Source organism: Methylobacterium brachiatum (genome assembly GCF_900113845.1).
Taxonomy (GTDB): domain Bacteria; phylum Pseudomonadota; class Alphaproteobacteria; order Rhizobiales; family Beijerinckiaceae; genus Methylobacterium; species Methylobacterium brachiatum.
The window spans coordinates 1-19289 of sequence record NZ_FOQW01000009.1 but is presented as its reverse complement, the minus strand read 5'-3'; the positions used below and the strand labels follow the sequence as shown (position 1 = coordinate 19289).

The following is a 19289-nucleotide window of genomic DNA, read 5'->3' as shown; positions in this document are numbered from 1 at the left end:
ACGCGCGGCAGCATCCCGATCCCTTCAACGATGAACGGGTTCTGAAACCGCGGGGCGTCCGGTCCGGGCCCGATGCGCGCTTCCCGCGGCGGTCGCCCGACCTTAACGTGTATCGATGAAGCACGCCCTCGCCCCGATCCTCGCCGGCCTCCTGATGACGGCGCCGGTTGCCGCGCAGGCGCCGGTGCGGATCGGCCTGTCGGCGCCGCTCTCGGGGCCGGATGCTGCCTTCGGGCTGGGGCTGCGGCAGGGCGCCGAGCAGGCGGTGGCCGAGCTCAACCGCGCCGCGGGCGGGCGGCCGCGATTCGCCCTCGTGCCGGCCGACGATGCCGGCGACGCCCGGCAGGCGGTCGCGATCGCGAAGAAATTTGCCGCCGACGGGGTGCGGCTCGTCATCGGGCCGTTCGAGTCCATTGCGGTCGCCGCCGCGACGCCGGTCTACGAGGAGGCCGGGGCCCTGCTGGTCACGCCGGGGGCGACCTACACGCCGCTGACCGGCCGCGGCGCGTCGAACCTGTTCCGGCTGGCACCGAGCGATGCGCAGCAGGGGCGGGCGGCAGGAGCCTATCTCGCCAAGGCGTTTGCCGGACGGCGCATCGCGATCCTCAACGACCGCTCGACCTTCGGACGCGGGCTCGCCGAGGCCGTGTCGGCGCGCCTGAAGGAGGTCGGCGCCCCGGAGGTGCTGTTCGACGGCTTTCCGCGCGGGACCCGCGACCTCGCCGATCTCGTCGGCCGTCTGAAGGCGGCCCGGGTCGAGGCGGTGTATTTCGGCGGCCTCGCGCCGGAGGCAGCGACCCTGCTCCGTGCCCTGCGCGAGGCCAATCTCGGCGCCACACTGGTCGCCAGCGACGGGATCCTCGACCCCGCCTTCGCGGCCGCCGCCGGGCCGGCCGGGGAGGGGACCGTGATGACCCTGCCGCCCGATCCGCCGCGCCTGCCCGAGCCGAAGGGCGGCAAGGCACCGGCGCGCGGGCCCGAGGCCGAGAGCGTGGCGGCGTCGGGCTACGCGGCGGTCGAGCTGCTGGCCCAGGCTTTGGAGCGCGCCCGCGCGGCGGATCCGAAGGCCGGCCGGGTCCCGGAGGGCCGCAAGCTCGCCGACGCCCTGCGCAGCGCCCCGCCGCTGCGCACGATTCTCGGCCCGGTGGGGTTCGATTCCCGCGGCGACCGCACCGGCGGCACCGTCGCCCTGCGGATCTGGCGCCGGACCCCGGACGGACGCCTCGATTACGCCGGCAACGAGGTCCCGGGGCCTTGAAGACCGACGAATCATGTCCACGACTCAGGGCGCGGATGAGAGCATGACTTGCAGCGGGATCGTGTGACGACTACATGCGGGCGGCGTCGCTCAGCAGGCGCGGACCGTCCGTCGGATCGGATCCGCGCCCTGCGGCGTTTCCCGAGCTTGATGACAGCCGTAGAAGTTTTGCCGGAACGCCTGCTGCCGGACGGTCCGACTGGAGAAGGTGCATGGCGAAAGAAGAATTGATGCAGTTCGACGGTCTCGTGATCGAGATCCTGCCGGACGCGCGCTACCGCGTGCAGCTCGACCAGGGCCACGAGATCGTGGCCTACACGGCCGGCAAGATGAAGAAGAACCGCATCAAGACGCTGGCGGGCGACCGGGTCACGGTCGAGATGTCGCCCTACGATCTGGAGAAGGGCCGCCTCGTGTTCCGGCACAAGGACGAGCGCTCCGCAGGCCCGCGGCCCCAGGTCCGGGGCGGCCAGTTCCGCCGCCGTTGACGTCCGCGCGCGCGACCCGGGTCTCCTCGGTCGCGCCGGCCTATCTGCTTCTCACACTCACGGCCCTGCTCTGGGCCGGGAACGCGGTCAGCAGCCGCTGGGCGCCGGGCCACGTCTCCCCCCAGGTCATCACGACCCTGCGCTGGGCGGTGGCCTGCACGGTGCTGGCGCCGTTCGCGGCCCGCTGGCTCGTCGCGGAATGGCCGCTCCTGCGCCCGCACTGGCTGCGCATCCTGCTGATGGGCGGCCTCGGCTACACGGCCTTCAACTGCCTGTTCTACGCGGCCGGCGTCCATACCGGCGCCGTCAACCTGGCCCTGTTCCAGGGGGCGATCCCCGTCCTGGTGATCGTGCTCAACCGGCTGGCCTACCGGGTGCCGGTGACCCTCGGGCAGATGCTCGGCGTGGTCCTGACCCTGATCGGCGCCGGGATCGCGGCGACCCACGGTGACTGGACGGTCCTGACCCGGCTCGACTTCAACCGCGGCGACGTGCTCGTGTTCGGGGCCTGCCTGCTCTACGCGGGCTACACGATCTTCCTGCCGACGCGTCCGAAGGTCTCGGCCCTGGCCTTCTTCGCCGCCATGGCGATCGCCGCCTTCGTGACCTCGCTGCCGCCGCTCGCCGTCGAATGGGCCACCGGGCACGCGGTCTGGCCGGGGCTGGAGGGCTGGGCGATGGTCGCCTTCGTCGGCCTGGGGCCGTCGCTGCTGGCGCAGCTGTTCTTCATGCGCGGCGTCGAGCTGATCGGCCCGAACCGGGCGGGCCTGTTCGTCAACCTGGTGCCGATCTTCGGCGCGATCCTCGCCGTCCTGCTGGTCGGCGAGCCGTTCGGGGCGGTTCAGGCCGTCGCCCTGGCTCTCGTGCTTGGGGGGATCGCCTGTGCCGAGCGCCTGAAGCCGGCGCCGGCCGCGGCGACCCCCGAAGCCGCTTATTCGCAGACGCGCACGCGCCGGATGTAGACGTCGCCGTAGGGATCGACGGTGCGGCGGCGCTCGAAGTGGCAGACCGGGCCGTAATCCTCTTCCACGTAGACCGGCGGCGGGGCGCGGTAGACCGGGCGACCCGGGTAGTAGCCGTTGTTGGCCGACGACGCGATGGCGCCGCCGACCGCGAGGCCGCCGAGCACGCCGAGGGCAGCCGCGCCGCCAGCGCCGATCCCGTCACGGGCCTGGGCGGCCGGCGCGAGGGTGGCGAGGCTCCCGACGACGAGGCTCGTCGCGAGAAGGTACTTCATGACATTCCCCCTGGTGGGTGCGATTCGGTCAGGCTTAGGCTGCCTACCACATCTCAGCTTTGGGGCGTTTGTTCGGCCGCACATCCCGACTTGACGTGGGGTGTTCCGACGCACCAAACCCGGATCAGATGCACCAAAACAACAACCGACAGCGGAGGCCGGCATGGTGACACGGGGCTTCGTCGGGCGCAGGCAGCCGCCCGAGGCGGGCGCGCGCATCCCGCCCGGCCAATATCTCACCGAGGATTTCCCGATCCTGCAGATCGGCCCCAACCCGACCGTGGATCTCGCCACCTGGCGGTTCACGCTGCGCGAGGGCTCGCGGCCGATCAAGACGTGGAGCTGGGAGGAATTCGAGGCGCTGCCGCGCACGACCTGGCAGGGGGACATCCACTGCGTCACCAAGTGGTCGAAATTCGACACCGCCTGGGAGGGCGTGAGCTTCGACGACCTGCTGGCTGATGCCGGCATCGCGGCCCCGACCGCCTTCCTGCTGGCGGAATCCTTCGACGACTACACCACCAACGTGCCGGTGGCCGACCTCGTGAACGGCCGGGCCATGGTGGCGACCCGCTATGCCGGCCAGCCGATCCACCCGGATCATGGCGGCCCGGCGCGGCTCCTCGTGCCGCACCTCTACTTCTGGAAGAGCGCCAAATGGGTGAAGGGCCTTCGCTTCACCCAGACCGACACCGCCGGCTTCTGGGAGCTGCGCGGCTACCACATGTACGGGGATCCCTGGCGTGAGCAGCGCTACACCGGTGACTGAGCCGATCGTCTTCCGCTGGCATCAGGCCGAGATCACCGCGATCGCGCCCGTCACCCCGCAGGTGAAGAGCTTTCGGCTGCGCTCCGAGCTCGCCCAGGCCTACCGGGCCGGCCAGCACGTCGACGTCCGGCTGACCGCTGAGGATGGCTACCAGGCCCAGCGCAGCTACTCGATCGCCTCGGCGCCCGACGGCAGCGGCACCCTGGAGCTGATGGTCGAGGCGCTGCCCGACGGCGAGGTCTCGGGCTGGTTCTCGCAGGCCGCCGAGGTCGGCGACCGGGTCGAGCTGCGCGGGCCGATCGGCGGCTCCTTCTCCTGGGACGGTCCCGATGGCGGCCCGCTGCTGCTGGGGGCCGGCGGCTCCGGCGTGGTGCCGCTGCTGGCGATGCTGCGCCGGCGCGCCCTGATCGCGCCGCAGATCCCGGCGGCCCTGATCTACTCCGCCCGCACCCGCGAGGAGGCGATCGCGCTCCCCGAGCTGGAGCGCCTCGCCGGCGACGGCACCGGATTCTCCCTGCACCTCACCACCACGCGGGATGCCGGCGGCCGGCGGATCGACGCCGACCTGGTGGCCGGTGCCCTGGCGCGGGTCGGACGGCCGGAAAAGGTCTTCCTCTGCGGCTCGAACCGCTTCGTCGGTGCCGCCTCGGACCTGATCCTGGAAGCGGGCGTCCCGGCGGGGGTGATCCGCACCGAGCGGTTCGGCAGCTGATCAGGGGCTGAAGATCAGCACGAGGTAGACGAAGAACACCACGAGGTGCACCGCGCCCTCCAGCACCGTGGTGCGCAGGCCCGAGAAGGTCTGGGTGCTGAGGATCAGCGTCACCGCGAGCAGCGTCATCTCGGTGGGCTTGAGGCCGAGCACCACGGTCTGCCCGGTGAGCAGGCCGATCGTGAGGATCGCCGGCACGGTGAGGCCCACCGTCGAGGTCGCCGCGCCCAGGCACAGGTTGATTGCCCGCTGCAGCTCGTTGCGGGCGATGGCCCGCAGGGCCGAGATCGCCTCCGGGGTGAACACGATCGCGGCGATCAGCACGCCGCCGAGCGCCGAGGGCGCGCCCAGCGCCGCGATGCCGTGGTCGAGGATCACCGCGAGGCTCTTGGCCAGCAGGACGATCGGCACGACGTTGGCGAGCAGCAGCACCACGTGCTTGCCGATGGCGCCGGCCGAGCGCGCCCCCGCGGCGGCCTCCGCTTCCGCCGCCTCCTCGGCATCCTGGAAGAAATCGCTGTGCCGGCTGGTCTGGATCAGCAGGAACACGCCGTAGAGCGCCAGGGTGAAGACCGAGAAGGCCACCGCCTGAAGGGTGGTCAGCGTCCCGTCGGCGGTGGAGCTGGTGAAGTTCGGGATGATCAGCGCGATGGTGGTCAGCGGAATGATCACCGACAGGAAGGCCGAGGCCCCCTGCAGGTTGTAGCTCTGCTGGTGGTGGCGCAGGCCGCCCATCAGCAGCCCGAGGCCGACCACGCCGTTCAGGACGATCATCAGCACCGCGAACATCGTGTCGCGGCCGAGCGTCGGCGCTTCCTTGGCCGAGAGCATCACGGCGGAGATCAGCGCCACCTCGATGATCACGATCGACAGGGTGAGGACCAGGGTGCCGAGCGGTTCGCCCAGCCGGTGCGCCAGGTCCTCCGCCTCGTGCACGACCCCGAAGGCCGACCAGACGATCACGGCCAGAAGCCAGGCGAACAGCCCACCCGCGAACCAGGGCTGCGCCAGGTCGCCGAGCCAGCCCTTTCCGAACCACGCGAAGGCGAGAACCGTCGCCCACGCCACTACCAGCCGCAGGGCTCCCGTCATAGTCTTGGTCGTCTCCGCTCGGATCGCCTTAATGCGGCACTGCGTAAGGTCAGGCCGTGTCTTAGGTCAGACGAGCGGCAAGGCCAGGGTTGGCGAAGCGCGACCGGCATTTTGACGTGGACGGCGACCGCTCGCCCGCAGGACCGAGCCCGCGCAACCGGCCCATGCCGTGGCGGGAGTGGTCAGCGGGCCCGGTTGGCGCTACCATCTAGGAACCCGAATAAAGTCCGGTGCCTGATTCCTCCGCCGCGCGATGGCGCGCTGCCGGGCGCGGCGCGGCCGTTGAGAGTTTCCGTCACTTGCCCTTCCCGACCCTGCCCGCCCCCCTCGCGCGGGCCCTGTCCGAGCGCGGCTACGCCGATCCCACCCCGGTCCAGGCCGCGGTGCTGGAGGCGGCTGCCGGCGCCCGCGACCTCCTGGTCTCCGCCCAGACCGGCTCCGGCAAGACCGTGGCCTACGGCCTGGCCATGGCCAACATGCTCATCGGCCCGGAGGCCGGCGAGGCCGAGATGCTGCCGCCCCCCGGCGCGCCGCTCGCCCTGGTGATCGCCCCGACCCGTGAGCTGGCCCTCCAGGTCCAGCGCGAGCTGCTGTGGCTCTACGCTCCGGCCGGCGGGCGGGTCACCGCCTGCGTCGGCGGCATGGATCCCCGCCGCGAGGCCCGGATGATGGCCGACGGCACCCATATCGTGGTCGGCACCCCGGGCCGCCTGCGCGACCATCTCGAGCGCCGCAACCTCGATCCGACCAACCTGCGGGCCGTCGTCCTCGACGAGGCCGACGAGATGCTCGATCTCGGCTTCCGCGAGGACATCGAGTTCATCCTCTCGGCCACCCCGCCGGAGCGAGCGACCTACCTGTTCTCCGCGACCCTGCCCAAGGCGATCGAGGCCCTGGCCGAGCGCTACCAGCGCAACGCCCTGCGGCTGGCGATCAAGGGCGAGAGCAAGGGCCACGCCGACATCGCCTATCGGGCGGTGCGGATCATGCCCCGGGAGACCGAGCACGTGGTGCTCAACCTCCTGCGCGAGGCCGATGCGCCGACCGCGATCGTCTTCTGCAACACCCGCAACGCCGTGCGCCATCTTCAGGCGAGCCTGACCGAGCGCGGCTTCTCGGTGGTGGCGCTCTCGGGCGAGCTCGGCCAGGGCGAGCGCAACGCCGCCCTGCAGGCGCTCCGGGACGGCCGGGCCCGGGTCTGCGTCGCCACGGACGTCGCTGCCCGCGGCATCGACCTCCCGTCGCTCAGCCTCGTGATCCACGCCGATCTGCCGCACGATGCAGAGGTGCTCCAGCACCGCAGCGGACGCACCGGCCGCGCTGGCCGCAAGGGCACCTCGGTGCTCCTGATCCCGAATTCCCGGCGCCGCCGCGCTGAGCAGATGTTCGCCATCGCCAAGGTCAGCCCGGAGTGGTCCGGCCCGCCCTCGGCCGACGACATCCGGAAGCTCGACGGCGAGCGCATGCTCTCCGACCCGCTCTTCTCCGAGCCGCCGGCCGAGGAGGATGTCGCGCTCGCCGGGACCCTGCTCGCCAGCAAGACCCCGGAAGAGCTCGCCGCCCTCCTGGCCCGGGTCTACCGCACCCGCCTGCCGGCCCCGGAAGAGGTCAGCGATCCGGGCGAGGGCCGCGCCCCCCGCGGCGTCAGCGAGCGCCCGCCCTACGATCCGATGAATCCTGAGCAGATCGCCGCCCTCGGGCCGGCGGTGTGGTTCCGGCTCAACCTCGGCCGGCGCGACAACGCCGATCCGCGCCGCCTGCTGCCGATGCTCACCCGTCGCGGCGGCATCGGCCGCCAGGAGATTGGCGCGATCCGGATCTTCGACCGGGAGACCAAGTTCGAGATCCGCGGCAACGCCGCCGCGCGCTTCGCCGAGGCCTTCGCCCGCAACGGCTCGCCGGAGATCCAGGTCGAGGCGCTGGCGGGGGACGCCGCCCCGGCCGAGCGCAAGAGCGCACCGGGCGGCCCGAAGGGGTTCGCCAGCCCGCGCGCCGGCAAGCATCAGCGCCACGCCGAGCGGTCCGGTCCCCGGTCCGAGTCCAAGCCGGGCCGGAATACCGGCCGCAGCTGATCCTGTTCGGATCGACCTGCGGAGGCGCTGACGCCCCCGCAGGCGGAGGTCTCAGAAAACCTTCTTGACCGCGTCGCCGAGCGCGTCGACGCTCTCCCGCAGCTTCCGGCCGGCGGGCGCCAGCGACGGCAGCTTAATGCCGAGCACCTCGGTCTCCTCGTCGGCGGTCTCGGCCTGCGCGACCGTCGCGGGTGCGGCGCCGGGTTTCACGCCGGGCTTGGCGGCGTCCGCGGCCTTTGCGGCGGCGGGCGGCTTGTGCGCCGCGACCGCCTTGCGGGCGGGTTTCTCCGGCGGGGCTGCGGCCGGCGTCGCGGCAACCGGCTTGGCCGCGGGCGCGGCCGGGGGCACGGCAACGTCGCGCGCCTTGACGGTCTCGGAGGCGCGCGGAGGCTGGAGCGCCGCGGTCCGGGTCGGCGGCAGCGGCACGACCACCTGACGGGTGGCGATCGGCGTCACCGGGGTCGGGGTGGGAATGCGCTTGGTCGGTGCCTCGGGCACGGCCACGCTCTTGGCCGGCGGCGCTGCGGCGACAGGCGTGATCTTGGCGGGGGGCGGGGCGACCGGGCTCGCGGGGGCGGGCGTGACCGCCGGCGCCAGAGCTTCCGGCAGTGCCGCCATGCGCAGGGCCGGCTTCTCAGGTTCCGCGGGCTTCGCCGCGACGGGGGGCGCCGGTGCGATCCCGGCCACGGCCGGCAGGCCGTCCTTCAATTCGGGCCAGTCCGCGGCCCGGCCCATCGGGGCGTGCTTGATCGGCGTGGGCGCGGCGAGCCCGGCCATCAGTGTCGAGGCGGCGACGCCGAAGCCTGCGATCGCGCTCGCGCCGACCAGCCCGGCGAGGACGAGCTTCAGGCCGGGCTTGCGACCGGGACGTGGCTCCGGCGACCGATGCGGTCTTCTGTCGGACGGGTCCAGGGCGAGATCGTTCATGATCCGGGGTCTCTGACACGATGCACGACACGCGCGACCGGGCCCCCCATGACCGGCCGCCGCTCTCCATCACGTTGGAGATGGGTCGACTCTGTCGTCGATAGAGAAACCGCAATACGGCGCAAAGATGTCGCCGCCCATTGCAGGCCCGGCCAGTCGAGGCTCGGCTATCCACAAGATAAAGCGAAGCCGCTTAAGAATCCGTATTCGGTTCTGCCCTGCTGGCGCGACCGGGAAGGGGCGGCGGGTCGGCCTTCCCGATGCCGGGCGGGACGGGGCGGCATGGACTTCGCCGGAGCGCTCGCTATGCGTCTGCCGGTGGATACAAGATCAACCGTGATTTCGACGCCCGACACCGCGCCTGCAAGCCGCCGGGCCGGCTTCCGGCCCTGGGCCGATTGGTCGACCCGCGCGCGCCTCGTCGCCGTGGTGCTGTTCATCGACGCCCTGGCGGCGCTGATCTCCTGCGGGGTGATCGTGCTGAACGCCCGGAACGCGGTGCGGGTGGAGACCCGCGCCTCGCTGGCTACGGTCGAGTCCCTGGTCGCCGACACGATCCGCCTGTCCGACGCGGCCTCGCCCGACACGCTGCTGCAGACGCTGGACCTGCGCTTCAAGACCCTGCGCCACGTCCGCGTCGCGGTGCTCGACGCGGATGGCGATCAGGTCGGCAGCCCGATGCCGCCGCACCGGTCCGAGCGCGAGGCGCCCCGCTGGTTCGCCGAGCTGATCATGCCGCCGATCGAGCGCCATACGCTGCCGATCGTCGTCAACGGCCAGAGGCTGGGCACCGCGCAGATCACTACCCAGCCGATGGACGAGATCGACGAGATCTGGGGCTATGCGAGGGCCCTCTCGATGACCACCCTGGCGATCAACGCGGGGATGCTGATCGCGCTCTACCTGGCGCTCGGCCGAATCCTGGCGCCGCTGCAGCGGCTCGGTGACGGCCTGACCCAGCTGGAACATCACGATTACACCGCGCGTCTTGAGACCCCGGGCGCCCGCGAGCTGGCGGTGATCGCCGAGCGGTTCAACAAGGTCGCCGAGGCCCTGAGCGAGGTCCGCGCCGCCAACGGGCGCCTCAACCGCCAATTGCTCACCGCCCAGGACGACGAGCGCCGCCGCACCGCGCTCGAGCTGCACGACGAGTTCGGCCCCTGCCTGTTCGCCCTGGAGGCCAACGCCGCTTCGATCGCCCGGATCGCCTCCGGGCCCGCCGAGCCCAACCGCGAGAAACTCGCCGCCCGGGCGGCCGAGATCAGCGCCATCGTCGGGCAGGTCCAGACCGTCAACCGGGAATTGCTGAACCGCCTGCGCCCGCACGGGCTCGGGCAGGCGCCGCTGGCCACCTGTCTCGACCTGCTGCTGCGCGGCTTCGGCCAGCGGCATCCCGGCACGACCTTCGTGGGGACGTTCGACGGCCTGGCCCGCGGCTACGGCGACCTCGTGGATCTCACGGTGTTCCGCTGCGTGCAGGAGAGCGCGACCAATGCGGTCCGCCACGGTGGCGCGACCCGGGTCGAGGCCGAAGCCACCGAGGTCGAGGGCCAGCTGCGCGTCACGATCCGCGACGACGGCAGCGGAATCCCGGCCGAACACCGCACCGGGCTCGGTCTTTCGGGGATGCGCGAGCGTGTCGAGGCCTTGGATGGTACCTTCGGCCTTGACAATGACGGCCCCGGAGCAATCGTCCGGATCATGATCCCCGTTCCGCCCGAGCGGGTCGACGAGAACAACAACGCGCCGAGCGCATGAACGCCATCGCCTCCCAGATCGACGCCGCCGCGACACGCTTGCCGGTCCTCGTGATCGACGATCACCCGATCGTTCTCCAGGGCTGTCGACGGGTCCTCGAGGATTCCGGGGTCGAGACCATCGCGGAGGCGACCACGGTTGTCGGCGGCTACCGGATCTTCCACCGGCTGCGGCCGCCGGTGGTGATCTGCGACCTGACCTTCCAGGGCAGCGGCATGGCCGGGCTCGGCCTGATCCGCCGCATCCGGGCGGTCGCCCCGGAGACGCGGATCCTGGTCTTCAGCATGCACAACGACCCGGTGATCGTGGCGCGGGCGCTGGAGGCCGGGGCGCTCGGCTACGTGCTCAAGGACCACGCCTCCGCCGAGCTGTTCGAGGCGTTCGGCAAGGTCCGGGTCGGCGAGGTCTATCTCGACCGCCGGCTCGCCACCGAGGTCGCCATGCTGCGCGCCGATGCCCGCCGCACCCCGGAATCCCAGCTCACCCCCCGCGAGCAGCAGATCCTGGCGCGGCTGGCCCAGGGCCGTTCCTACGGCGCCATCGCGGCCGACCTGTCGGTGAGCTACAAGACCGTCACCAATGCCTGCTCGCAGATGCGCCAGAAGCTCGGCGTGCGGACCCTTGCGGAGTTGATCCACGTGGCCGTCACGCACGCGCAGCGGCAGGGATAGCGTCCGCGACCGAGGAGGAGGTGCCTTTGACCGACGGTGACGGTGGCCCGAATGCCTTCTCTCAGGCGGCGTGGGCGCGCAATGCGGCCGCCTACGAGACGATCCGGACGATGCCGTTCAACGCGGAGCTCGCCGCCGGCACGCTGCCGCAGGCCACGTTCCGCCACTACATCGTCCAGGATGCGCATTACCTGATCGGCTTCGGCCGGGCGTTGAGCCTCACGGCCGCGAAGGCCCCGGACCCGGACGGGATCGTCCAGTTCTCCCGCGCCGCGCAGGACGCCATCGTGGTCGAGCGCGCGCTGCATGGCGGCTTCTTCCGCGATTACGGGATCGGCCCGGAGGCCTTCGCGGGCACGCCGCTGACCCCGGCCTGCCACCACTACATCTCCTACCTCGTCGCCACGGCCTATGCCGAGCCGTTCGAGGTCCTGTGCGCGGCCCTGCTGCCATGCTTCTGGATCTACAAGGCGGTGGGCGACGACATCTTTGCCCGCGCCGCGCCGGACAACCGATATCGCGCCTGGATCGACACCTATGCCGGCGAGGATTTCGCCGATGCCGTGGCGGGCATGATCGCCGCCACCGACCGCGCGGCGGCCTCGGCCTCGCCGGCCCTGCAGGCGCGGATGCACGACGCGTTCACGCAGGCGACGCGGCTCGAATGGCTGTTCTGGGACAGCGCCTACCGGGACGCGTCTTGGCCGCTGTGACGCGCCCGGCCCGGGCGTGACGTCGCCGGACCTCAGCCGCCGGGCCGTGGTCGCGGCCGCCGCGGCCGCCGCCGCGTTCGGGCCGGTCCGCTCCGAGGCCGCCGACGCGCCGGGTCCGATCCCGCAGGACCGTCCGGTCCGGATCGCCATGGTGCTGTATCCGGGCATGACCGCCCTCGACCTCGTCGGCCCGCAGGCGCTGCTCGCCGGCCTCGCCCCCGGCAGCCTGTATTGCGTGGCGCAAGCCGAAGGCCCCGTCGCGAGCGACACGGGCCTGAGCCTCGTGGCGACGCATACCTTCGCGGCCTGCCCGCCCGATCTCGACGTCCTGTTCGTTCCGGGAGGCGACGGCACGCCCAACCAGATGCGCGACGCTGCGCTGCTGGCCTTCCTGCGCGCGCGTGCGCCGCGCACCGCCTGGGTGACGAGCGTCTGCACCGGGTCGCTGATCCTCGGTGCGGCCGGCCTGCTGCGCGGCTACCGCGCCACCTCGCACTGGTGCGTGCGCGACGCCGTCCTGCCGCTGCTCGGTGCCGTGCCGGTGGCCGAGCGCGTGGTGTTCGACCGCAATCGCGCCACCGGCGCTGGCATCTCGGCCGGGCTCGACCTCGCTTTGGCGCTCGCCGCCCGCCTGCGCGGCCCCGACTACGCCCGCACCGCGCAACTCGTCGCCGAATACGCCCCGGAGCCGCCGTTCCGGGCCGGAACCCCCGCGCAGGCCGGGCCGGCGATCCTGCGCGCGGCGGATGCGATCCTGGCGCCGCTCGTGGCGGGGGCGACCGAGGCGGCGCGGGGGTGAGACCGTCAAAACGATGCAGCCGTGCCACGCTGGCCGCCGACGTGATCCGGCATCCTTGACGGCGTGTCCCACGAACCGAACTGTGCGTCAGGAACCCCCGGAGCCGACATGTCCCTGATCGCACGCCTGCGCGCCTACGCGACCGAGGCCCTCGGCGTCGGCGCCACCGAGCCGGTGGACGACACCCACCTCGCCGCGACCGCGCTCCTCGTGCACGTCGCCCGGGTCGACGGCATCCTGGCCCCCGCCGAGAGCGAGCGCCTGTCCCGGCTGGTGCAGGGCCACTATGCCGAGGGGCCCGACGCCGCCCGGGCGCTGATCGCGCGCGCCACCGCGGTCGATGCCGAGACCCGCGACCTGGCGAGCCTGGTCGAGATGATTCCCCATGAGGCCAACAAGGCCGAGCGCCAGGACCTCCTGACCATGGCCTGGTCGGTCGCCGCCGCGGACGGGACCGTCGACGAGTTCGAGGAGGCGCTGGTCGAGCGCCTCGGCCGGCTGCTCGGCTTCGACGAGGCGGCGATCGCCGCGTCCCGTCGAACCGGGCAGCGGGGCGTCGGCGCCGTCTAGCGGGCCCGGTCGGACGATGATCGCGAGCCTGGCGCTGATCCTGCTCGCCCAGCTCCTGGGCGAGATCCTGGCCCGGGGCGCCGGCGTTCCGGTCCCGGGGCCGGTGATCGGCATGGGGCTGATGTTCGGCTTCCTGCTCCTGCGCGACAGCCGCCTCGGCCTGCCGCGCATCCTGCCGAAGCCCCTCACCGACGGCACCCTCGAGACCACGGCCCGGGGGCTCCTGATGAACCTGTCGCTGATGTTCGTCCCCGCCGGCGTCGGCGTCGTCGGCCGCCTCGACCTGCTCCGGGCGCAAGGGCTCAAGCTCGCCATCGTGCTCGTGGTCTCCACCGCCCTGTCCCTGCTGGTGACCGTGCTGGTGTTCCGCGCGGTCGCGTCCCGGGTCGAGCGGCGCCGGCCCGACGGGGAGGCCTGAGCGGTGCACGGCGATTTCTCGCTCTGGGTCTATCTCGCCGGCACGCCGCTGCTGTGGCTGACCGTGACCCTGACCTCCTACGTCCTGGCCGACCGGATCGCGGCCGCCACCGGCCGGCACCCGATCGCCAACCCGGTGCTGATCACCGTGATCCTGGTCGGCACCGTCCTCGCGGTGACGGGCACGCCCTATCCGACCTATTTCGAGGGCGCGCAGTTCGTCCACTTCCTGCTCGGGCCGGCGACCGTGGTGCTGGCCATGCCCCTCTACGAGCGCCGGGCCACGGTCCTGCGCGCCCTGGTGCCGATGCTGGCCGCGCTCCTGGCCGGCGCGGCCACGACGCTGGCCGTGGTCATCGCGCTGGCGCGGCTCCTCGACATCCCGCAGCCGATCCTGATCTCGCTGGCGCCGAAATCCGTGACCTCGGGCGTGGCCATGGGCATCGCCGAGGCGCTGGGCGGCGACCCGACGCTCACCGCGATCCTGGTGATCCTCACCGGCATCATCGGGGCGATCCTGGTGACGCCGCTGATGAATCTCCTTCGGATCCGCGACATGCGCGCCCGGGGCTTCGCGGCCGGGCTCGCCGCCCACGGCATCGGCACGGCCCGGGCCTTCCAGGTGAGCGAGACCGCCGGCACCTTCGCGGGGATCGCCATGGGGCTCAACGCCTTCCTGACCGCGATCCTCGCGCCCCTGGCGCTGCACCTGCTGTTCTGAGCCTCAGGCGTCGAGCTGCCCGGCCACCGCCTCGGCGAGCGACAGACTTGAGGTCAGCCCCGGGCTCTCGATCCCGAACAGGTGGACGATCCCGGGCAGCCCGTGCTCCCACGGTCCGTCGATCCGAAAGTCCGCCGCCGTCTCGCCCGGGCCGGTGAGCTTGGGGCGCAGGCCGGCATAGTCCGGGTAGAGCGCCCCGTCCGGCAGGCCCGGCCAGTAGCGGCGGATCGCGCCGTAGAAACTATCCGCGCGGGCCGGGTCGACCCGGTAGTCGAACCCCTCGACCCATTCCACGTCGGGGCCGAACCGGGTGCGGCCGGCGAGATCCAGGGTGAGGTGGATGCCCAGCCCGCCGTCGATCCGCGGCGCGGGATAGATCAGACGCGAGAAGGCCGGCTTGCCGGTGCAGCCGAAATAATTGCCCCGGGCGAGGCGCAGCACCGGCACGCGCTCGGCCGGATAGCCCTCCGTGCGTGCGGCGAGCGCGGGCGCCCCGAAGCTCGCGGCGTTGACCACGGCGTCGAAGGCCAGCTCGACCGGCTCGCTGCCGCCGAAGGCCGCGTGCCATTGTCCGTCCCGGCGGGACAGGCGTTCCACCGGCGTGCGCAGGGCCAGGGCGCCGCCGTGATCCTCGATCACGCCGAGCAGCGCGAGCATCAGCGCGTGGCTGTCGACGATCCCGGTATGGGGCGCGTGCAGCGCCAGGGTGCAGGCGAGGTTGGGCTCCAGGCGCTTCGCCGCTGCGGCGTCGAGCAGCTCGAGCCCGCGGACGCCGTTGGCCTCGCCCTGCTGCCGGATCGCCGCGATCGTGTCGGCCTCGGCATCGTCGCCGGCGACGATCAACTTCCCGCAGGCCCGGTGCGGCACCCCGTGGTTCGCGCAGAAGTTGTATAACTTCTCGGCGCCATCGACGCAGTGTCGGGCGCGGGCGGAACCGGACGGGTAGTACATGCCGCCATGGATCACCTCGGAGCTGCGGGCCGACACGCCGGTCCCGAACGCCTCCTCGGCCTCCGCCACGCTGACGACGTGGCCGCGCAGCGCGAAGGCCCGCCCCACGGCCAAGCCGACCACGCCGGCGCCGACGACCAGAACCTCCATTCCCGTCACTCTCGATGTTCGCCCCAACAGGGCCGGTGAGTCCTCAATACCGCACCCGTGCCGTCTCGTAGGCCCGCATGTTGATTCGGCGTTGACCGTATTTATCAATTCTAAGTAGAAACAGGCGCCAAATAGATGCTCGCGGTGGTTGTAAGCGTAGCGAGCGGGCGCATAATGCCACCACGCGCTGCCCGATGGCGGACCGGATTTCTGTTCCGGGCTCCATCGCCGGCCGCCGACAGCACAACAGCCTAACGACCCGACAAAGCCGCATCGTCCGACCGAGACACCTTAGGAGATGACCATGCAGACGACCTCACCGAGCGTCGAACTCGCCGCCAAGATCCTAAGCGCCTACGTCACCAAGAACAGCGTGCCGGCGGGTGCTCTGCCCAGCCTTCTGTCCGAGGTGCACCGCTCGATCACCGCGCTGGATGCGCCGGCCGAGCGTCAGGTCAAGCGGCCGACCGAGGCGCAGATCCGCGCGTCGATCCGGCCCGATACGATCATGAGCTTCGAGGACGGCAAGTCCTACAAGGCCCTGCGCCGGCACCTGACCCTGCGCGGCCTCACCCCGGAGGCGTACAAGGCGAAGTGGGGCCTGCCGGTGGATTACCCGCTGGTCTCGGCGGCCTACAGCGCCCGGCGCTCGAAGATCTCCCGGGAGATCGGGCTCGGCCAGAAGCTGCGGATGCAGCAGGCGGCCGAGTAGGAGCGGGTCTGATCGGGTCGATCGAGCCGGCCGTGCCCGTCACGGCCGGCTCTCTGCTGTCGAGACCTCCTGGATCAGGAGCGCCACGAGGCCGGACCAGCCGGTCTGATGCGAGGCGCCGACGCCCCGTCCGTTATCGCCGTCGTAATATTCGTAGAACAGCACCAGATCGCGGAAATGCGGATCCTCCTGCTCGATCCGGCTCGTTCCGTAGACCGGCCGGTGCCCGTCCGGGCCGCGGGTCGAGAGGCCGATGAGCCGCAGGGACAGCTTCTCGGCGATCTCCCGGAGCGAGTAGGTCCGCCCCGAGCCGGTCGGCGCCTCCACGCGGAAATCCGGACCGTAATAGGCGTAGAACTGTCTCAAGCCGGCGATCAGCAGGTAATTCACCGGCATCCAGACCGGCCCGCGCCAGTTGGAATTGCCGCCGAACAGGCGGGAGCGCGATTCCGCCGGCTCGTAGGCGAGGCCCATGTCCCGGCCGTTCCACGGGAAGCAGAACGGCTGGTCCGCGTAGCTGCGCGAGACCGCCCTCAGCCCGTGCTCGGACAGGAACTCCGCCGGGTCGAGGGCCCGGTGCAGCAGCGCCTTCAGCCGGTGGCCGCGCAGCAACGACAGCAGCACGGTCTGGCCTTCGCCGGGCACGTTCCAGCGCGAGACCAGGGTGGCCAGATCGGGGCGGTTCCGGAGGAAGAACGCCATCCGGCTCCGGAGGGAGGGCAGCTTCTCCAGATCGCGCTCGCTGATCGTCGTGACCGCGAAGATCGGGATCAGCCCGACCATGGTCCGGACCCGGATCGGCAGGCGGTTCCCGTCGCGGGCCTCGATCACGTCGTAGAAGAAGCCGTCGGCCTCGTCCCAGACGCCGTCGCCGGTCGCCGCGGCGATGAGCAGGAAATGCTCGAAGAACTTCTCCGCCATGTCCTCGTAGGTCGGGTCCTGCATCGCCAGCTCGATGGCGATGCGCATCAGGTTGAGCGCGTAGGCCGCCATCCAGGCGGTCGCATCGGACTGGGTAAGGGTCGCGCCGTCGCCGACCGGCTTCGAGCGGTCGAAGATGCCGATATTGTCGAGCCCCAGGAAGCCGCCCTGGAACAGGTTGCGGTCGTCGGAATCCTTGCGGTTGACCCACCAGGTGAAGTTCAGGGTCAGCTTGTTGAAGATGCGCTTCAGGAAGACGTGGTCTGGCGTGCCGGTGAGCGCCCGGTCGATCTCGAACACCCGCCAGGCGGCGAGCCCGTGGATCGGCGGGTTGGCGTCCCCGAACCCCCATTCATAGGCCGGAAGCGCCGCGTTCGGGTGGGCATAGGCCTCGTCGACGAGCAGCAGCAGCTGGTTCTTGGCGAAATCCGGATCGAACAGGGCGAACACGATCGCCTGGAGGGCGAGGTCCCAGGAGGCGAACCAGGGATATTCCCAGGCATCCGGCATCGAGATGATGTCGTTGGCGCGCAGATGCGCCCAGTCGGCGTTGCGGCCGTGCCGCCGCGCGGGGGCGGGGGGCGGCTGGGCCGGATCGCCGGCCAGCCACTCGCGCACGTCGTAATGGTAGAGCTGCTTCGACCACAGCATGCCGGCCAGCGCCTGCCGCTGGACGAGCCGCATCTCGGGATCGGGGATCGACGCCTGCAGGGCGTCGTAGAACGCGTCGGCCTCGTCCGCGCGGGACGCGAACACCGCATCAAAATCCGCGAAGGGCTCGCCCGGCGCATTCTCCGGGCGCAGGCGCAACCGGAGAATGCGCGACTCCCCCGGGCCGAGATGCAGGTCGTAGCGGGCCGCGCATTTGGTGCCGGACAGGTGGTTGGCGGCTCCGGCCTCGCCCCGGACAACCCGCCGGTCGATCCCGTCCTTGTAGAAACCCGCTTCCGGGCCGCTGCCGAACAGCCGGTGCGTGTTGGTCTCGTTCTCGGTGAACAGCAGCTCGGCCGCGCCCTCGGCGAAAAAGCGCATCGGCGCCACGCTCGGATGGCGCGCCCAGACCGACCCGTCCGAGCCGGCGGACAATTCGGGCTTCTCGGTCCCCGCCTTCCACGACCACAGGTTCCGGGCCCAGAGCTGCGGCAGCAGGGTGAGGTCGGCGGGTTCCGGGCCGCGATTGGTGGCGGTGACCCGCATCAGCACGTCGTCGGGGCCGGCCTTGGCGTAGGCGATCTCGACGTCGAAGTAGCGGCCTTCGTCGAACAGGCCGGTGTCGAGCAGCTCGAATTCCGGGTCGTCCAGGCCGCGGCGTCGGTTCTCCTCGACCAGGCGCCGATAGGGGAACGCGCCCTGCGGGTACTTGTAGAGCATCCGCATGAAGGCATGGGTCGGGATACCGTCGAGGTAGTAGTACAGCTCCTTGACGTCCTCGCCGTGGTTGCCCTCGGCGTTGGTCAGGCCGAACAGGCGCTCCTTCAGGATCGGGTCGCGGCCGTTCCACAGGGCGAGCGCCAGGCACCAGTTGAGGTGCCGGTCGCCGAAGCCGCCGATCCCGTCCTCGCCCCAGCGATAGGCCCGGGAGCGGGCATGGTCGTGGGGCAGCGAGTCCCAGGCCTCGCCGTCGGCGCTGTAATCCTCCCGCACCGTGCCCCATTGCCGGTCGCTGAGATACGGCCCCCAGCGCCGCCAGGCCGGGTCGGTGCGCGCCTGCACCAGCCGCTGCCCTTCCGCGGTCTCGAAAAGGCCCGGGACGCCGTTCGGCTTGGTCATACGGTCGATGCTCCCGCGCACGTTCTGGATGTACGCCTGGATACTGCCGTGGTTGAGCGGGGAGAAGTCAATCGGGGCGCGGTCTTCCGGATCGCGCTCGGCCATTCTGCGAGCAGCACTCGAGCGACCGCAGGAGAATCTACCCTGTCATTCCGGGGCCGCGAAGCGGAGCCCGGAATCCAGAACCATAGGTTGAGCAGGATCTTGCACCGTCGGCGGCTCTGGATTCCGGGCTCGCCTGCGGCGCCCCGGAATTGTCTGTTGGAGGTCTGCTAGTTTGGGGGTGTTCCGCGGCAGCGGGATGCCTGGTCCGGGTGGCCACCCGGACCAGGCGCGAAGCGCCGACCGTCCCGGAATAGGGCTGCAACGCCCGTCGTCATCTCGGTCGGCGCTTCGCTTCCCGTGTCACGCTTGATGAGTTGCCTGGGCCCCTCGGCCAGCCGGCCTGACGCCCGCAGACAATCGCAAGCCATCCCAAGATAGCCCCCATGCCGGCCGCCGCCAACACACCCGAGCCCGCCCCGAGATTCGCCGTCCAGGCCGCCGTCCAGCCCGACACCGCATCCGCCGCCCCGCCGATC

General features: G+C 71.4%; 19 protein-coding genes. 14 read left to right on the top strand and 5 right to left on the bottom strand.

The genetic code is table 11. The annotated features are described in order from the left end of the window. The first annotated feature begins 115 nt into the window (after window positions 1-115). The 3 genes from BMZ47_RS12915 (at window position 116) to BMZ47_RS12905 (ending at window position 2708) form a co-directional block, all read left to right on the top strand. Complete coding sequence (locus BMZ47_RS12915; protein ID WP_091862712.1) at window positions 116-1258, top strand: branched-chain amino acid ABC transporter substrate-binding protein; 1143 nt, start codon at window positions 116-118, stop codon at window positions 1256-1258. A 212-nt stretch (window positions 1259-1470) separates the two neighbouring features. Then, window positions 1471-1746, top strand: a complete 276-nt coding sequence (infA, locus tag BMZ47_RS12910) for a translation initiation factor IF-1 (RefSeq protein ID WP_007561169.1) — start codon at window positions 1471-1473, stop codon at window positions 1744-1746. After that, complete coding sequence (locus BMZ47_RS12905) at window positions 1743-2708, top strand: DMT family transporter (protein ID WP_091862708.1); 966 nt, start codon at window positions 1743-1745, stop codon at window positions 2706-2708. The genes infA and BMZ47_RS12905 overlap by 4 nt, the downstream gene beginning before the upstream one ends. Here the strand turns inward: BMZ47_RS12905 and BMZ47_RS12900 are convergent. Next, window positions 2678-2983, bottom strand: coding sequence for a hypothetical protein (locus tag BMZ47_RS12900; RefSeq protein ID WP_007561173.1), 306 nt, complete (start codon window positions 2981-2983; stop codon window positions 2678-2680). The genes BMZ47_RS12905 and BMZ47_RS12900 overlap by 31 nt on opposite strands. Before the next feature lie 163 nt (window positions 2984-3146). Here BMZ47_RS12900 and BMZ47_RS12895 point away from each other — a divergent pair, with 163 nt between their 5' ends. Further along, window positions 3147-3752: a sulfite oxidase-like oxidoreductase gene (locus BMZ47_RS12895; RefSeq protein ID WP_007561175.1), complete on the top strand. Its 606-nt coding sequence runs from the start codon at window positions 3147-3149 to the stop codon at window positions 3750-3752. Beyond that, complete coding sequence (locus BMZ47_RS12890) at window positions 3727-4464, top strand: FAD-binding oxidoreductase (RefSeq protein ID WP_244536812.1); 738 nt, start codon at window positions 3727-3729, stop codon at window positions 4462-4464. Before BMZ47_RS12895 ends, BMZ47_RS12890 begins: the two co-directional genes overlap by 26 nt. Here BMZ47_RS12890 and BMZ47_RS12885 read toward each other — a convergent pair whose 3' ends face one another. After that, complete coding sequence (locus BMZ47_RS12885) at window positions 4465-5556, bottom strand: calcium:cation antiporter (protein ID WP_091862705.1); 1092 nt, start codon at window positions 5554-5556, stop codon at window positions 4465-4467. Between the two features lie 299 nt (window positions 5557-5855). On the opposite strand from BMZ47_RS12885, the gene BMZ47_RS12880 reads away from it, so the two are divergent. After that, window positions 5856-7628 (top strand): DEAD/DEAH box helicase, encoded by a 1773-nt coding sequence (locus BMZ47_RS12880; protein WP_007561182.1) that lies wholly within the window; start codon window positions 5856-5858, stop codon window positions 7626-7628. Between the two features lie 51 nt (window positions 7629-7679). Here BMZ47_RS12880 and BMZ47_RS12875 read toward each other — a convergent pair whose 3' ends face one another. Further along, complete coding sequence (locus BMZ47_RS12875; RefSeq protein ID WP_091862702.1) at window positions 7680-8555, bottom strand: hypothetical protein; 876 nt, start codon at window positions 8553-8555, stop codon at window positions 7680-7682. 282 nt (window positions 8556-8837) lie between these two features. On the opposite strand from BMZ47_RS12875, the gene BMZ47_RS12870 reads away from it, so the two are divergent. The 7 genes from BMZ47_RS12870 (at window position 8838) to BMZ47_RS12840 (ending at window position 14204) form a co-directional block, all read left to right on the top strand. Further along, on the top strand, window positions 8838-10313 hold the full coding sequence (locus BMZ47_RS12870) for an ATP-binding protein (protein WP_091862699.1): 1476 nt from the start codon (window positions 8838-8840) through the stop codon (window positions 10311-10313). Continuing rightward, window positions 10310-10984 (top strand): response regulator, encoded by a 675-nt coding sequence (locus tag BMZ47_RS12865; RefSeq protein WP_007561188.1) that lies wholly within the window; start codon window positions 10310-10312, stop codon window positions 10982-10984. Before BMZ47_RS12870 ends, BMZ47_RS12865 begins: the two co-directional genes overlap by 4 nt. A 26-nt stretch (window positions 10985-11010) precedes the next feature. Then, on the top strand, window positions 11011-11697 hold the full coding sequence (locus tag BMZ47_RS12860; protein WP_091862696.1) for a TenA family protein: 687 nt from the start codon (window positions 11011-11013) through the stop codon (window positions 11695-11697). 16 nt (window positions 11698-11713) lie between these two features. After that, window positions 11714-12496 carry a DJ-1/PfpI family protein gene (locus tag BMZ47_RS12855; RefSeq protein WP_208601047.1) on the top strand — a complete coding sequence of 261 codons (783 nt, stop codon included), beginning with the start codon at window positions 11714-11716 and terminating at the stop codon, window positions 12494-12496. Window positions 12497-12604: 108 nt separating this feature from the next. Continuing rightward, window positions 12605-13066 (top strand): tellurite resistance TerB family protein, encoded by a 462-nt coding sequence (locus tag BMZ47_RS12850; RefSeq protein ID WP_007561194.1) that lies wholly within the window; start codon window positions 12605-12607, stop codon window positions 13064-13066. A 16-nt stretch (window positions 13067-13082) separates the two neighbouring features. Beyond that, complete coding sequence (locus BMZ47_RS12845) at window positions 13083-13484, top strand: CidA/LrgA family protein (RefSeq protein WP_050733820.1); 402 nt, start codon at window positions 13083-13085, stop codon at window positions 13482-13484. Window positions 13485-13487: 3 nt separating this feature from the next. Next, window positions 13488-14204: an LrgB family protein gene (locus BMZ47_RS12840; RefSeq protein WP_050733821.1), complete on the top strand. Its 717-nt coding sequence runs from the start codon at window positions 13488-13490 to the stop codon at window positions 14202-14204. Between the two features lie 3 nt (window positions 14205-14207). Here the strand turns inward: BMZ47_RS12840 and BMZ47_RS12835 are convergent, their stop codons facing one another. Beyond that, complete coding sequence (locus BMZ47_RS12835; RefSeq protein ID WP_091862693.1) at window positions 14208-15305, bottom strand: NAD(P)/FAD-dependent oxidoreductase; 1098 nt, start codon at window positions 15303-15305, stop codon at window positions 14208-14210. A gap of 304 nt (window positions 15306-15609) precedes the next feature. Between BMZ47_RS12835 and BMZ47_RS12830 the strand changes: the two genes are divergently transcribed. Continuing rightward, window positions 15610-16017 carry a Ros/MucR family transcriptional regulator gene (locus BMZ47_RS12830; RefSeq protein ID WP_007561203.1) on the top strand — a complete coding sequence of 136 codons (408 nt, stop codon included), beginning with the start codon at window positions 15610-15612 and terminating at the stop codon, window positions 16015-16017. Window positions 16018-16056: 39 nt separating this feature from the next. Here the strand turns inward: BMZ47_RS12830 and BMZ47_RS12825 are convergent, their stop codons facing one another. Further along, a complete protein-coding gene (locus BMZ47_RS12825; protein ID WP_091863118.1) occupies window positions 16057-18708 on the bottom strand; it encodes an MGH1-like glycoside hydrolase domain-containing protein in 2652 nt (883 codons plus the stop codon). Between the last annotated feature and the right edge of the window lie 581 nt (window positions 18709-19289).

Bases quoted from the DNA above. Each gene is read 5' to 3' on its own strand.
- BMZ47_RS12915 (WP_091862712.1), top strand. From the start codon at position 116: ATGAAGCACGCCCTCGCCCCGATCCTCGCCGGCCTCCTGATGACGGCG.
- BMZ47_RS12895 (WP_007561175.1), top strand. From the start codon at position 3,147: ATGGTGACACGGGGCTTCGTCGGGCGCAGGCAGCCGCCCGAGGCGGGC.
- BMZ47_RS12850 (WP_007561194.1), top strand. From the start codon at position 12,605: ATGTCCCTGATCGCACGCCTGCGCGCCTACGCGACCGAGGCCCTCGGC.
- BMZ47_RS12835 (WP_091862693.1), bottom strand. From the start codon at position 15,305: ATGGAGGTTCTGGTCGTCGGCGCCGGCGTGGTCGGCTTGGCCGTGGGG.
- BMZ47_RS12875 (WP_091862702.1), bottom strand. From the start codon at position 8,555: ATGAACGATCTCGCCCTGGACCCGTCCGACAGAAGACCGCATCGGTCG.
- infA (WP_007561169.1), top strand. From the start codon at position 1,471: ATGGCGAAAGAAGAATTGATGCAGTTCGACGGTCTCGTGATCGAGATC.
- BMZ47_RS12830 (WP_007561203.1), top strand. From the start codon at position 15,610: ATGCAGACGACCTCACCGAGCGTCGAACTCGCCGCCAAGATCCTAAGC.
- BMZ47_RS12900 (WP_007561173.1), bottom strand. From the start codon at position 2,983: ATGAAGTACCTTCTCGCGACGAGCCTCGTCGTCGGGAGCCTCGCCACC.
- BMZ47_RS12845 (WP_050733820.1), top strand. From the start codon at position 13,083: ATGATCGCGAGCCTGGCGCTGATCCTGCTCGCCCAGCTCCTGGGCGAG.
- BMZ47_RS12865 (WP_007561188.1), top strand. From the start codon at position 10,310: ATGAACGCCATCGCCTCCCAGATCGACGCCGCCGCGACACGCTTGCCG.
- BMZ47_RS12870 (WP_091862699.1), top strand. From the start codon at position 8,838: ATGGACTTCGCCGGAGCGCTCGCTATGCGTCTGCCGGTGGATACAAGA.
- BMZ47_RS12885 (WP_091862705.1), bottom strand. From the start codon at position 5,556: ATGACGGGAGCCCTGCGGCTGGTAGTGGCGTGGGCGACGGTTCTCGCC.
- BMZ47_RS12825 (WP_091863118.1), bottom strand. From the start codon at position 18,708: ATGACCAAGCCGAACGGCGTCCCGGGCCTTTTCGAGACCGCGGAAGGG.